Here is a 13,390-nt window from a genome sequence, read left to right as displayed (position 1 = left end):
ATCTGCCATTAAGATCGTAATGTCGTTGAAAACTATCCTATCTCCACCATAACTGGACAGTGATCACTATGTACTGCCTCACTTAAAATGACTGATCTTTTTACTCGGTCTTTTAAAGGCGCGTTTACCATGTGGTAGTCTAATCGCCATCCTTTGTTTCTTGCTCTTGAACCACCACGATAACTCCACCATGAGTATTGATCTGGTTGATCATTAAACATTCTAAAAGCATCTACGAATCCGCTTTCTACAAATCGATCCATCCACTCGCGTTCTTCTGGTAAGAAACCTGAGGTATTTTTCAATCTTACTGGATCATGAATGTCAATAGCTTTATGACAGATGTTATAATCGCCACAAACAATTAAGTTAGGATGCTCTTTGCGCAATTCTTTAGTATACTCTAGAAATTGCTCCATGTATTCAAATTTAAAACTCAATCGAGCATCATTTGTACCGCTAGGTAAATACATGGACATTACAGATATATCTCCAAAGTCTGCCCTGATGTTTCTACCTTCAAAATCCATGGTTTCTATTCCAGTTCCATACTCTACATGATCTGGTTTTATTTTAGAAATAATCGCCGTTCCTGAATAGCCTTTTTTTTGTGCACTGTAATAATACTGGTATTCATATCCAGCAGCTGTAAAAGCCTCTGTATCCACTTGGTCTTTTTGAGCTTTTATCTCTTGTAGGCAAAGCACATCTGGATTTGCAGCAATTAACCATTTGATAAAGTCTTTTTTCATCGCGGCGCGTATGCCGTTTACGTTATAGGATATGATTTTCATTTATTTCTTTTTCAATTTTTATTTCCAAAAAAAAGGAATGCATTCCGAATTTTTCTCTTGCATTTCTACTGACATTACCAGCGGACTGAAGTCCGCCGCTATGGATAATTTTGTCGCCTCACGGCGTTCTTTTTATTTAGCGGAATTAATTCCGCTTTTTCTTGTGAGTTTATTTCAGAATTTTCATTTTTCTCACAAACTCACAAACTCACAAACTCACAGCTCATTACTCCTTATACATCCCAACAGTAAGCTCACCTTGATCGTCCATCATAGCTCTGTACATTCCAGCGGTGTTAAATTCCATGGAAATATTCCCCAAATGATCAAGTGCAACGATACCACCAGTTCCTCCTAAATTAACCAGCTTCTCTTGAATTACTTCTTCGGTTGCCTCTTTAAGGGTTTTGCCTCCATATTCCATTAATGCACTTATATCATAAGCGACTTGAGCTCTTATAAAATATTCTCCATGTCCAGTGCTGGAAACGCCACAGGTTTTATTATTGGCATACGTACCACTTCCTATAATAGGAGAATCACCTATGCGTCCATATTTTTTGTTGGTCATTCCACCAGTACTAGTTCCTGCTGCAATGTTACCGTTCTTATCTAATGCTACGCAACCTACAGTCCCATATTTGGAATCCTTCAAAAACGGATCTTCTAGCTCTAGAACAGCAGCTGTTTTTTGGTCTTTAGCTTTTTCTCTTTCTAGAACACGCTTTAACGATTGGTATCTGTTTTCTGTAAAGAAGTACTTGTTATCTACTATTTCTATACTATCATCTTGTAATGATTTTGCAAAGGCATCTGCTCCTTCACCGCTTAATAGCACGTGTTCTGAATCGGTCATTACTTTTCTAGCTAGTGAAATAGGATTCTTTACCGTGGTAACACCAGCTATAGCTCCTGCATTTAAAGTTTTGCCATCCATAAAACTTGCATCTAACGAGTTAATTCCATCATGAGTAAAAACCGCACCTTTCCCAGAATTGAAAAGTGGCGAATTTTCCATAATACGTATGCTAGCTTCTACCGCATCCATGGCATCACCACCATTTGCCAGAATTTCATGTCCCGCTTTTATAGCTTCAGTAAGTTTTGCATTGTATTGAGCCTCCAACTCTGGCGTCATATTCTCCTTTTTTATTGTTCCGGCGCCGCCATGAATTACAATGGCAAATTGGTTGGTAATTTCTGCTTTGACATCCGTTTCTATACTATCAGTGTCTTCAGTAATTTCTTTAGTTTGATTACAGCTTAAAAGAATAAAAGCGAGAAATAAATAAGATATAAACTTCATTTTTTTGTGAATTAGATTAAAAACTTACTTTAGGAGATCTGTCATATCCACTACTTAAAGGGTGGTTATTTAAGATTTTTAAAATTAACATATTCTCTCCTATATTTCTTAGATTAATATTGGTTAAGTTTATATTTCTTCCATAACTAAGATGAAACCATCCGTATATGTTGAAACCAATTTTAGGAGTTAAAAAGACAGTAGACTGATCAAAACTAGTTAATGGTTTGACATCAATTCCTAAAGTTAATATACTGATGTAACGATCGTAACTTATTTTTAATCCTAATGTTTGATTGATGTCAGAATCTAATGAAGGTGAGTACTCTAGATTTATGGAGTATTGTTTCATATTATAATAGAATTCAGATCCATTAGGTTTATTGTATAACCATTATTGTCCAATCTCGATAAAAAACGCTTTCTGTGCCCCTAGACCCCAATTTGTAGAATTAATTGGCTTGCTCCAATTCTGTTCTATTTTTGACACAATCTCAGCTTCTAAGTTATTCTCAGTTTGACCATAGCTAAATATGGGGAAAAGCAATAATAAAAGATAAAAAGACCTCATGAGAATAAAGTTTAATACTTAAAATTACGATCCTTTTTTTTCTCGCTTTGTTTTTTCTTATCGTTAAGTCGTTTACGTTTTACGGCTTTTGGAATCGTCCTTTTTTTCCTGATTTTAGGCTTTTGAGCCGCTTGCGATAAGAGGTTGATTAGTTTTTTAAATGCTAACTCCTTGTTTTTCGCTTGACTTCTTGACTCCTGACAACCTATGATCACAAATCCTTCTTTAGTTAGTTGGTTTTGCAATTTGTTAATGATTCTTTCTTGTTCCGCTTTCGCGAAAGCGAGACTATTCAAAACATCAAAATACAGCTGTACTTTTGTGGCTACTTTATTGACGTTTTGACCACCTGGACCACTACTCGCCACTGCTTTATACTGAACTTCTTTATGTAATAGCTCTACGTTCATTAATTCAATTGGTGAGCAGATTTCAGTAAGTCATTTACTGTTTTTACTGGATTGAAAGTTTCTAATGGCACTTCAACAAACACGGTATTCCAGCAAGCCATACCACCATTCCATAAGCCAGGAAGTTCTTGGGCTTTAATCTTTCTACCATTACGTGTTTTATAGGTAATAAATCCAGTCTCTGGATCGCAATACTTCATTAAATCAAACTTGTTTCCTTGATAATCTCGCACACTACAAATAAGGTCTACTGGGTTAAAATGAGTGGCTTTTTTGGCAATTTCCTTTTGCTTTTTATTATTGGTATCGATTTGAGCGCTTTCTACGATTTGAAGAGAATGCTCTCCTTTATTATTGACTACCCAAAACGGTCCTCCACCTGGCTCTCCTTCATTTTTTACCATTCCGCAAACGCGCAAAGGTCTATTGAGCTGATTAAACAAATACTCTAACTGATATTCTGGTGCATATTTTTGATAACCGCTAGGTAGTACTGCATCTAATTGTTGTGTTAGAAATTCTTCTATATCAGACTTTATTGCTGTATCTACTGTTCCAGATTTTAAAAGCTGCAAATATTCAAAAACCTGTTCTTGAACCTTGAGAAGATAACCTGCTAATATTTTTTTATAACGCCCTATCTCTTGTTCATGGGCAGAGGTAGTAACATTATCAATATTCTTTATAAATATTAAATCTGCATCCAGCTGATTTAAATTTTCTAATAAAGCTCCATGTCCAGCAGGACGAAAAAACAAACAGCCATCTTCTAAAACAATGGCTTCATTATCTTGATTAACGGCTATTGTATCGGTACTTGAAGACTGGTAAGAGAAACTGATATCGAATGTAGCATTTGTTTTGCGCTCAACTATTTCCTGGATACGAGCAAACTCATCAGAGAAATGATCTTTAAATGCAGGTGCAATGGTAAAGTGTAAACGAGCTACACCTTCACTTTTTGCATAAATACAGGCTTCAAATAAGTGTTCTTCAAAGGCTGTTGCTGTATGGTCTTTGTATTTGTGAAAAGGAACAAGGCCTTTAGGCATAGCCGCAAAATTAAAACCATCTTCTAGTAACATTTCTTCAATGAAAAGAAGTTTCTTTGCTTGAAACGGCTTAGATAACCAATCTTTATGTTTGCTTTTCAAAGATTTAATAACAGCATTATAGAATGGAAATTTTTCCATTGCTACAAAAAAAGTAAACAATTCTTGTGCTTTATTACTATTGATATAACTATTTAAAGAATCTTCTTGTGGATCAAAATTATTGAGTAGTTCATGTAGAAACTTGAACATACGTGTAGCAGCGCCACTCGCAGGAACAAATTTGATCAGACTTAAGTTTGAAACATGCTCTTCATAATGATTGATCAGTTTTTCAAGTGATAAATCTTTTAAAGGCACAATACCGTCATTAACTTTTGCTGGACGATCTAGTTTTACGACGGGAAAGCCTTTTTTGAACCGTTCTAATTGGGAAATAAGAAGCTCTTCGGAAATTCCTTTTTTCTCTAATTGCTCTTTTTGTTTATTTGTAAGATTCATTTAGTCAGTCAAATTTTCAATCGCCTTTAAAGCATTCTTAAATCGCATTTTACCTGTTCCATTAATGATCGCATAGCTTTTTTCAAATTCTCGCAATCCTTTTTCAAACAGTTGAAACATGTCGTTCCTGTCGTCTGGCTTGTCTCTCAAATCATCTGGAGTCCAATCGACATCGACATCAAGAAGTAAATATAAGTCATAATCGCTTTTTCTTACAGCTTCTTTGAGTTCAGTTGGTGCTCTGTCAAAATAAGCATGAGAATATATGTAGGTTTCTAGAGCATCTGTATCACAAAAAAGAAATTTGTTTGCTTTTAAAACAGCATTATTCTCTGCTAGTCGCTGTCCTATGGCGATGGGTAGTAAATCTTCATAAGCGCATATTTCACCAGTAACGTCATATTTTTCTTGCAAATAATCTCGAGCAAACTCCTCTACTGTTACAGTGTTGAAATATCTAGCAAGTTGCAGTGCAAGTGTACTTTTACCAGTACTCTCTGGCCCATATAGGACTATTTTTAAACCGTCAAAGGTTTTCTGTTGAGGTATTTTTTCCATTGTAAGAAGCCGAAGATGGCAAAAATCAATAACAAAATATATAGAATAGCGCTAAAACTGTAACCTTTATAAAAATATAGTGGTATAGAAATAAGATTTCCAAGACCTAGTACGAGCCAATGTTCTAATTTTCTACGAGCCATTAACCACATTCCTACAAAGAAAATACCGGTAGTTATCATGTCTACGTAGGAGATCCAACTTTCAAGTCTTTCTGTAAAAAAGTATAATAAATAGATCGCAATTGCGGTACTACTAAAAACGGCAAAAGAACTGATCCATTCTTTTTTTAATACAATGGTAATAGGTTTATGCTCCTCATGAATTCCTCCATGCAACCAGTAATACCATCCATATATACTCATTATAAAATAGTAGGCGTTAATTACCATATCGCCCAATAAATTCCATTGAAATAATAAATAAACAAATATCAGAGTGCTCATTATTCCAAAAGGAAATACTAAAACACTGTTCTTAAAAGAAAAATAAACACTAATAATACTTGCTGCAATTGCAACAAGTTCTAAAACAATATGGGAACTACTATAATCACGATACTGGCCAAAAATAAACTCAAAAACCTCCATTAAAAAAATGGTTCATAATCATGACGGTCTGTTTTTACCACTTTCATGTAAAAAAGTACCGCTTTAGTTTCTTCCATGCTTCGTTCCATTTCTTGAGTAAGAAAAGACATCATAGAAGTAAACTCTCCATAAATTTGAGTTGCCAGCGGATTCTCTAATACCGTAAATTCTGAGTCGCGTAGTCTTTTTATAAAATTAATGATGTGTTGCTCATAATCGTCTTGAAGGGGTGACATGGTCAGTTCAATGGATGCTTTCATTCTATTTCTCTTTTTATAACATTACAAAACTAGCCATTCCAACTGATATCTTCCTCGATAGCCGTTCCTATAACAACCATTTTTGCCCCAGCGTTGAAGGTTTCTTCTATTTGATGCATAGTTCTCAATCCGCCACCAACTATTAAAGGAATATTTATTTGCTTACTCACTTCGTGCACAATTTCAGCAGAAACTGGATGGGTAGCTCCACTTCCGGCTTCTAGATAGATCAATCTGTTTCCCATCAGTTGTGCAGCATAAGCATGGTTTACAATGGTTGAAATTTGATTTTGATTCAGTGGCTTTGTTCTAGAAATACGTTGTACCGCTGTTTCTTTGCCGCCATCAAGCAGCAAATAACCTGTAGGAAGAACTTCTAAGCTGGTATTCTTTAATTTTTGAGCAGCTTGAAGTTGTTGCTCTACTAAGTATTCTGGATTACGTCCAGATAAGAGGTTGAGAAACAATATGCCGTGTGCGTCTTCAGAAAGCTGTTTACTTGAGCCAGGGAAGATAACGATCGGTATATGTGTGTTTTCTTTCAAAGTAATGATCCACTTTTCAAAATCAACGTTCTCCATAGTACTGCCACCTACCAGAAAATAAAATTGATCAATTTGTAGCTGGTTTTCAAGTGTAGAAATAGTTGGCATAACCGCTTTCGCGAAAGCGGAAATAGCATCCACCTTCATTTTTTCTGGATCAATAAGAATGGCAAGATTACGGTTTGCTAGTGCAATCCTTTTAAGAATATTATTCATTCCTAGAGGGAATTACATAAGCTAGCATGAAATTTTCTACCTCTTCAAAATACACGTCAAATTTTAAATTGTCCTCTTCATAAACTATACGTGCAACTGTTTGCAAGGCTGCCATTTTAAAACATGCTACGAGACAATGTGCTTTAAATCCTAAGCCTTTTTTACCATATAATTTGTACATCGATTCTTTTGCGCCCCAAATTACAGTTAATTCTTTTACTGGATCTTCAAGTGCATTTATGAAATCTTCTTCGTATCCTATGAATTTAGTGGCGATGCGTTTTATTTTTTCACGTTGTTTCTCTATGTCGATCCCTATAGGAACATCGCTTATAATAATAGCGGTAAATTCAAAGCTATGAGTTATGGAAATGTATTTATCATCAGTAAGATGAGGTTTTCCATGCTCAGAATAATATAAATCTAAATCTGTGTAACCTGCATGTATTAATAAATGACGGATGCTTAAAAATCCACGTCTGTGCAATTCTGAGCTCATAGTAAAAAGCCTATTTTTTGAGTTTTCAGAAAGTTCAATTCCTGTTCTTAAAAAGGCTTCAGACTCTGTTATTTTCCAGACAAATACCTGCGTATTTTCTCGGTTGTTAATGGATTTAAAAAGGGGCATAAAAATCGGTTGATTTTTTGTAGGTTTGCAGCCGCAATTTAATAAATAAAACGGTATTTAAATTGTTGATTTCTAATACTATCAACGACTGACATACCAAAACAATAAGTTTATGAGCACAAAAACAGTTCCTTACGTACCGTACAAAGTGAAAGATATGTCCCTTGCAGAGTACGGACGTCTAGAAATACAACTTGCCGAAGCAGAAATGCCAGGTCTTATGTCATTAAGAGAAGAGTACAAAAACGAGCAGCCTCTTAAAGGAGCTCGCATTGCTGGATGTCTTCACATGACTATACAAACTGCGGTACTTATAGAAACTCTTGTTGCTTTAGGAGCAGACGTTACTTGGTCTTCTTGTAACATCTTTTCTACTCAGGATCATGCTGCTGCTGCAATAGCTGCTGCTGGAATCCCAGTTTATGCTTGGAAAGGTATGAACGAAGAAGAATTTAACTGGTGTATTGAGCAAACTCTTTTCTTTGGAGAAGATCGAAAGCCGTTGAACATGATTCTTGACGATGGTGGAGATTTAACTAACATGGTTTTTGATGAGTTCCCAGAGCTAGCTGAAGGAATTAACGGTCTTTCTGAAGAAACAACTACAGGAGTACACAGATTGTATGAGCGTATGAAGAATGGTACTTTAGTGATGCCAGCAATCAACGTAAACGATTCAGTAACTAAGTCTAAGTTTGATAACAAATATGGATGTCGTGAAAGTGCAGTAGATGCAGTACGTCGTGCTACTGATACGATGCTTGCTGGAAAGCGTGTAGTTGTTTGTGGTTATGGAGATGTAGGAAAAGGAACAGCAGCTTCTTTTAAAGGTGCTGGGTCAATAGTTACAGTAACTGAAATTGATCCTATTTGTGCATTACAAGCTGTAATGGACGGTTTTGAAGTAAAGAAGTTAGAGAGCGTGGTAGGTAATGCAGATATTGTAATTACCACTACCGGTAACAAAGACATCATTAGAGGTGAGCACTTTGAAGCAATGAGAGATAAAGTAATCGTTTGTAACATCGGTCACTTTGATAATGAGATAGATGTTGCTTACTTGAATACTAACCATGGTGACACTAAAGTTGAGATCAAGCCACAAGTTGATAAATATACTATCAATGGTAAAGATATTATCTTACTTGCCGAAGGTCGTTTAGTAAACTTAGGTTGTGCTACAGGTCACCCAAGTTTTGTAATGAGTAACTCTTTTACAAACCAGACTCTTGCGCAAATCGAGCTTTGGAATAATAGAGATGCTTATGAGAATGAGGTTTACATGTTACCTAAGCATCTTGATGAAAAAGTAGCTGCACTACACCTAGAAAGAATGGGAGCTGAGCTTACTGAATTGAAGAGCGATCAAGCTGAATATATTGGAGTAAAAGTAGAAGGTCCTTTTAAGCCAGAATATTACAGATATTAAGAATTTCCAAAATTCTTGATGTTTTATTAGGTAATATTAAAAAATAAGTTACCTTTTGGCATCGTAATTGAATTTTAATGGTTACGCTTTCGCGAAAGCGAAATTAAATTAAACAACAAATGGATATAATAAAAGACGCAAATGAATGGCTAGGAGCATCTATGAGCAATATGTCGACAAGCGACAGAGTGCATTCATCGAGAAAAGCAAAAGAGCTTATTCTAGGCATCAATGAAGTTTACAAAGAAACAAAAGACGAAGAATTAATGGATCTTATGAAATTGCTTACAGCAAAAAAGCAAAAGATTGAGAAGCGTCTTAAAGGTATTAGAACATAATAGTCTAAATTTTTGTAAAAATCCCGATAAAGTGAAAGTCATTTTATCGGGATTTTTTATGGAATTATTTTTAGCATTCCATTTTAATCTAAATAGGTATTAGAATAAAGAAACTTTATCTTCGTTATTCCTAAATATTTCACACACATGAGACCCTTTTTAATTGTTCTATTTGTTGCTGCTATTCTAACGTCCTGCACTACAGATTTTCCTAAAAAAGAAATTTCTACACCTAGTCTAAGCGGTTTTATAGAAGGTGGAAATGCCGCTGGAGTATATGGAAAAGCAGGTCTTAAAATTACTGCAGACTCCATTAAAATGAACGACTGGTCAATATCTAGATTAGTTAATAGTTTAAATACCTTGCGTGACACTTCAATCGTTGATCAAACTGGATTTTCTGATGTGTATACCATTCAAATAGCTAATATAGGAGAGCTAGAAGAAGGTGCCTTTTGTGATTCTCTCATAGTAGAATTAGGTCGTGCCGGTCTTGCGAAATGATGGATAAACAAGTGCTTTCCATAAAACCTTTCATAGGCGCTAGGGATTTTAAAGAATCCAGAGCTTTTTATAAAGAAGTCGGATTTGAAGAAGTGATTACTTCAGAAACGATGTCATACTTCAAAATAGGCAAGTTCGGTTTTTATCTGCAAGATGCCTATGTAAAAGATTGGGTAGATAATTCTATGTTATTTCTGGAAGTAAAAGATGTAGACTCGTTTAGAGAAGCGGTTTTAGATAAAAATTTAACTGATCGATTTCTTACGGTAAGGATTTCCAAGATACACTATAATGGCTGGGGTGATGAGTTTTTCGTTCACGACCCTAGCGGGATATTATGGCATATAGGCAAGTTTAAATAATTGAATTGCCTCAACTATTTTTTGCTAATGCTTTAAAATGAAATCGTCTCTATCTTCAAGAAACTTGAGTTTAGACCTATAAGTTTCTATTTCGGATTTATGAATTTCTACCGTTTTTACTTCTTCAGTTTCCCAAGGGTGAATTATAAGCTCATTACCTAAAACATCATACACTTGTGAATGACCGCTATAATCCATTCCTGTGCCGTCTTTACCTACCCTATTAACTCCTATAGAATAACTCATATTCTCAATTGCTCGAGCTTTGAGTAAAGCATCCCATGCATTTACACGAGGTACTGGCCAGTTTGCAACAAATATAATTACATCATAATCTTGAGTATTTCTTGCAAAAACTGGAAAGCGCAAATCGTAACATATCTGCAGGTTGAATTTCCAGCCTAAATATTCGGCTATAACAGGATTTTTTCCAGAATCATAAACCTCATGCTCACCAGCAAGAGTAAATGTATGACGTTTATCGTAAATCGCACAAGAGCCATCTGGCCTCATGAAAATACCTCGATTCACAAAAGAATCGTTTTCTTTAAACATCACACTCCCGTAGATAGCAATATTTCCTTTTACAGCATGTTTCTTTAAATAATCTAGAATTGATGCGTCGCTTGCAAGTTCTTCTGGTTTCATAGAAAAACCAGTAGTAAACATTTCTGGCAGTATCACTAGATCTGTAAGTCCGTAAAGCTGTTCTAATTTAATAGAAAAACGATCTAAATTTTCTTTAGGGCTTTCCCAAAGAAGTTCCGTTTGAATTAAAGAAACTTTTAAAGTGCTTTTCTCCATGGTCCTGAAGTTGAATTAGAAATTAAGAATTAAGCATTCATTATTTCTTCTATTTCTTCTGTTTCTATAGGAATATCTCTCATTAGGTTAAATGGTGCACCAGACTCATTGATCACTACATCATCTTCTAACCTGATACCGAAACCTTCTTCAGGAATGTAAATTCCTGGTTCAACAGTAAAAACATTACCAGCCTGCATAGGTTCCCACAGAATTCCATAGTCATGAGTATCTAATCCTATGTGGTGAGAAGTACCGTGCATAAAGTACTTTTTATAAGCTGGCCAGTTAGGATCTTCATTTTGAACATCTGCTTTGTCGAGCAGGCCTAAGCTTAATAGCTCTTTGGTCATTAATTTCCCTACCTCAACATGATATTCTTTCCATAAAGTTCCTGGAACAAGCATTTTAGTTGCGTCATTTTTTACTCGTAACACGGCGTCATAAACTTGTTTTTGTCTTTCAGTAAAGCGTCCATTTACAGGAATAGTCCTGGACATATCGCTGGCATAATTTGCGTATTGTGCTCCAGCATCAATCAACATTAGATCGCCATCTTTACATTCTTGATTGTTTTCTATGTAGTGCAGTACATTTGCATTATTGCCACTCGCAATTATAGGCGTATAAGCAAATCCATCGCTGCGTCTTCTTATAAATTCATGTAAAAACTCAGCCTCTACTTCGTATTCCATAACACCAGGCTTTAAAAAGTTCAACACACGACGGAAACCTGCATTTGTAATATCGCAAGCTTGTTGCATTAAATCGATCTCAATAGAATCTTTAACTGCTCGCAATCTTTGAAGAATAGGAGCCGATTTTGCATAATTATGAGCAGGATATTGCGCTTTAGTTTTCTTAATAAAACGATCATCTCTTGTTTCAATCTCTACCGACTGACGGTAATGCTCGTTAGTATTGAAATAAACTGTATCGCATTGCGTCATCATTTCAAAAAACTTTTTATCAAAGTCCTTTAACCAGTAAACGGTTTTAATTCCTGTAACCTCAGTAGCTTTTTCTTTAGTTAATTTCTCACCTTCCCAAACAGCTATATGCGCATTAGTTTCTGTTACAAAAAGCACTTCTCTATGTGCAGGATCTGGACAGTCAGGAAAAAGAACAAGAATCGTATTTTCTTGATCTGCTCCACTTAGGTAAAAAAGATCTCGATTTTGAGTAAAAGGTAATGTACTATCTGCACCAGTAGTAAAAACGTCGTTAGAATTAAAAACAGCAAGACTAGAAGGCTTCATTTTTGCCATAAAGTTCTTTCTGTTTTTAATAAAAAGCTTAGCATTTATAGATAGATATTTCATAGAAAAATTATGTAATTAGACGGTGTTGTTATTTTTTAATTCCGCTTTCGCGAAAGCGGATTTACTATAAACAGCAAGGTAAGAATAGCGCCATAGACGACAAAGAAAACTAGAATTGATTAACAAAGCTAGCTGAATAATTGTTTCTAAAGATGGCTAAAGCTTGAGACGGGCACCTGCAAGCAAAAAAGGAATCATTTAATGCGTTTCTTTTTCTTGCGGTTTTTAATAAATGAAAAAACTAATAATAAAACGATTACCAATGTAATACCGATAATAAAATATCTAGCCGCCTCCATAATGTTTGGTTTGATTGTTAGTCTAAATTTATAGAAAACTAACGAATTAAAAAAGAGGCAATTGAAAGTTTGTGAGATTAATTATCAGCGACTTGTTTCACATCAAAGGTTAGTCCCCAATATGAAACATAATCTGACAACGGACCTAATCCCATAATGGCTCTTCTAGCATCTACCTTTTCTGGTTCTTTGAGGTCGTAAAGTTCATAAGTGCCGTCTTCGTTCATCATGATTTGAGAACCGTATAATTGAGGTTTTCCTGCATCCATCAACATGCGGTCTTGCATTAAAGCGATATCTTGACGTTCTAGATCACCGTTTTCAGCCGCTTTAAGTAGTTCAGGGAAATATTCTGTTCTCTTGTCTGCACTGGCGTGCTGTATCACAAGCCATATGGCACTCATTCCTTTTTCTCCAGCTGTTTCTATAGTAGGCATCCCACATTTTTCTAGAATCTGTTCTATGGCGGTAAGATTGCGCTGGTCCACTTCTTCATCGATCATGTTATCACCGCGATTATCTTGATCTCTGTCATGAATACGTTCTAATATACGATTCAAATTATCGCAATTCACTTGATTAATATCTCTAAAAATAGGTTCTTTTTTAAGAGCGGTCATTGCGGTTTCTAAATCTTGGAACTCGACTTTACGTAAAACATTCTCATCATTAATAAACCAGTTTGCATAAGGCAAATCATTAGATAGCGCTTCTTTTCCTTCTTTAGAAAGTAGATTGCCATTTTGGTCATAATACTTAACATCATCCGGCATGGTGAAGTTATTTGCCATGATCAAATCAGTCATTTCATCGTAATTGATACGAGTAAGTTGCTCTTCTTCTTGACAGGAATAAAGAAATAGGGAAATGGACAATAACAGAAGTAATCTTCTCATAGTAG

General features: G+C 35.5%; 17 protein-coding genes. 4 read left to right on the top strand and 13 right to left on the bottom strand.

All coding sequences use genetic code 11. The features are described 5' to 3' along the window. Positions 1–32: 32 nt before the first annotated feature. The 10 genes from DDD_RS07225 to DDD_RS07180 all read right to left on the bottom strand — a co-directional run bounded on the left by DDD_RS07225 (position 33) and on the right by DDD_RS07180 (position 7,431). On the bottom strand, positions 33–794 hold the full coding sequence (locus tag DDD_RS07225; RefSeq protein ID WP_015362148.1) for an exodeoxyribonuclease III: 762 nt from the start codon (positions 792–794) through the stop codon (positions 33–35). Positions 795–1,020: 226 nt separating this feature from the next. After that, positions 1,021–2,100, bottom strand: a complete 1,080-nt coding sequence (locus DDD_RS07220) for an isoaspartyl peptidase/L-asparaginase family protein (RefSeq protein ID WP_015362147.1) — start codon at positions 2,098–2,100, stop codon at positions 1,021–1,023. A 16-nt stretch (positions 2,101–2,116) separates the two neighbouring features. Beyond that, a complete protein-coding gene (locus DDD_RS07215) occupies positions 2,117–2,452 on the bottom strand; it encodes a hypothetical protein (protein WP_041567013.1) in 336 nt (111 codons plus the stop codon). 230 nt (positions 2,453–2,682) lie between these two features. Then, complete coding sequence (arfB, locus tag DDD_RS07210) at positions 2,683–3,081, bottom strand: alternative ribosome rescue aminoacyl-tRNA hydrolase ArfB (RefSeq protein ID WP_015362146.1); 399 nt, start codon at positions 3,079–3,081, stop codon at positions 2,683–2,685. Beyond that, positions 3,081–4,634, bottom strand: coding sequence for a DUF4301 family protein (locus DDD_RS07205; RefSeq protein WP_015362145.1), 1,554 nt, complete (start codon positions 4,632–4,634; stop codon positions 3,081–3,083). The genes arfB and DDD_RS07205 overlap by 1 nt, the downstream gene beginning before the upstream one ends. Further along, entirely contained in the window at positions 4,635–5,192 is a 558-nt protein-coding gene (locus tag DDD_RS07200; protein WP_015362144.1) for an AAA family ATPase, read from the bottom strand. It abuts the gene before it with no gap. Then, on the bottom strand, positions 5,153–5,782 hold the full coding sequence (pnuC, locus tag DDD_RS07195) for a nicotinamide riboside transporter PnuC (RefSeq protein WP_015362143.1): 630 nt from the start codon (positions 5,780–5,782) through the stop codon (positions 5,153–5,155). Before pnuC ends, DDD_RS07200 begins: the two co-directional genes overlap by 40 nt. Continuing rightward, positions 5,782–6,042 (bottom strand): hypothetical protein, encoded by a 261-nt coding sequence (locus DDD_RS07190; RefSeq protein WP_015362142.1) that lies wholly within the window; start codon positions 6,040–6,042, stop codon positions 5,782–5,784. The genes pnuC and DDD_RS07190 overlap by 1 nt, the downstream gene beginning before the upstream one ends. A gap of 29 nt (positions 6,043–6,071) precedes the next feature. Then, a complete protein-coding gene (locus tag DDD_RS07185; protein ID WP_015362141.1) occupies positions 6,072–6,803 on the bottom strand; it encodes a geranylgeranylglyceryl/heptaprenylglyceryl phosphate synthase in 732 nt (243 codons plus the stop codon). Continuing rightward, positions 6,796–7,431: a 4'-phosphopantetheinyl transferase family protein gene (locus tag DDD_RS07180; RefSeq protein ID WP_015362140.1), complete on the bottom strand. Its 636-nt coding sequence runs from the start codon at positions 7,429–7,431 to the stop codon at positions 6,796–6,798. The genes DDD_RS07185 and DDD_RS07180 overlap by 8 nt, the downstream gene beginning before the upstream one ends. 112 nt (positions 7,432–7,543) lie before the next feature. Between DDD_RS07180 and ahcY the strand changes: the two genes are divergently transcribed. The 4 genes from ahcY to DDD_RS07160 all read left to right on the top strand — a co-directional run bounded on the left by ahcY (position 7,544) and on the right by DDD_RS07160 (position 10,064). Next, on the top strand, positions 7,544–8,860 hold the full coding sequence (gene ahcY, locus DDD_RS07175) for an adenosylhomocysteinase (RefSeq protein ID WP_015362139.1): 1,317 nt from the start codon (positions 7,544–7,546) through the stop codon (positions 8,858–8,860). 119 nt (positions 8,861–8,979) lie between these two features. Continuing rightward, positions 8,980–9,198, top strand: a complete 219-nt coding sequence (locus DDD_RS07170; RefSeq protein WP_041567012.1) for a hypothetical protein — start codon at positions 8,980–8,982, stop codon at positions 9,196–9,198. A gap of 147 nt (positions 9,199–9,345) precedes the next feature. Continuing rightward, complete coding sequence (locus DDD_RS07165) at positions 9,346–9,702, top strand: hypothetical protein (protein WP_015362137.1); 357 nt, start codon at positions 9,346–9,348, stop codon at positions 9,700–9,702. Then, positions 9,699–10,064: a VOC family protein gene (locus DDD_RS07160; protein ID WP_322785953.1), complete on the top strand. Its 366-nt coding sequence runs from the start codon at positions 9,699–9,701 to the stop codon at positions 10,062–10,064. The genes DDD_RS07165 and DDD_RS07160 overlap by 4 nt, the downstream gene beginning before the upstream one ends. Before the next feature lie 24 nt (positions 10,065–10,088). Here DDD_RS07160 and DDD_RS07155 read toward each other — a convergent pair whose 3' ends face one another. From DDD_RS07155 to DDD_RS07145, 3 genes are all read right to left on the bottom strand, one after another. Then, on the bottom strand, positions 10,089–10,868 hold the full coding sequence (locus DDD_RS07155) for a nitrilase family protein (protein ID WP_015362135.1): 780 nt from the start codon (positions 10,866–10,868) through the stop codon (positions 10,089–10,091). A gap of 29 nt (positions 10,869–10,897) precedes the next feature. Then, complete coding sequence (locus DDD_RS07150) at positions 10,898–12,190, bottom strand: aminopeptidase P family protein (protein ID WP_041567011.1); 1,293 nt, start codon at positions 12,188–12,190, stop codon at positions 10,898–10,900. Between the two features lie 376 nt (positions 12,191–12,566). After that, positions 12,567–13,385 carry a DUF6624 domain-containing protein gene (locus tag DDD_RS07145; protein ID WP_041567010.1) on the bottom strand — a complete coding sequence of 273 codons (819 nt, stop codon included), beginning with the start codon at positions 13,383–13,385 and terminating at the stop codon, positions 12,567–12,569. Positions 13,386–13,390: the final 5 nt, after the last annotated feature.

Origin of the sequence: Nonlabens dokdonensis DSW-6 (assembly GCF_000332115.1) — a bacterium.
Taxonomy (GTDB): Bacteria; Bacteroidota; Bacteroidia; order Flavobacteriales; family Flavobacteriaceae; genus Nonlabens; species Nonlabens dokdonensis.
Note: the sequence above shows the minus strand (reverse complement) of the source record. Positions and strands in the feature narration are given on the sequence as shown.